The organism is Paenarthrobacter aurescens (genome assembly GCF_025421775.1).
GTDB lineage: Bacteria > Actinomycetota > Actinomycetes > Actinomycetales > Micrococcaceae > Arthrobacter > Arthrobacter aurescens_B.
In genome coordinates, this window is the sequence record NZ_JAOEFX010000675.1 from 1 (window position 1) to 239 (window position 239).

Genomic DNA, 239 nt, shown 5'->3' on the forward strand with positions numbered 1-239 from the left:
TCCTTCCAGTTGTACAGATCGTAGGAGCTGTAGGCGTGCACACCCGGTGCTGAGTGGTAACCATTGGTGAGGTCCTCCCCGTACAGGTAGTAGATCTTCTTACCTTCGGAATCCTTGGACGTCACCACCTGGCCACCATGGGCCTGGCTCAGGTTGCCGTTGTTATCCCGCCAGTCCTGGCCGGGCCGGATGCTGTTGTAGCCCGTGCCCTCACTGGCATTCCGCAGGGTGAAGGCCTG

1 protein-coding gene is annotated in these 239 nt (G+C 59.8%); it reads right to left on the reverse strand.

The genetic code is table 11. The features are described from left to right. Positions 1-239: hypothetical protein (locus N7568_RS25235; RefSeq protein WP_261612366.1), on the reverse strand; the 239-nt coding region annotated here is incomplete at both ends.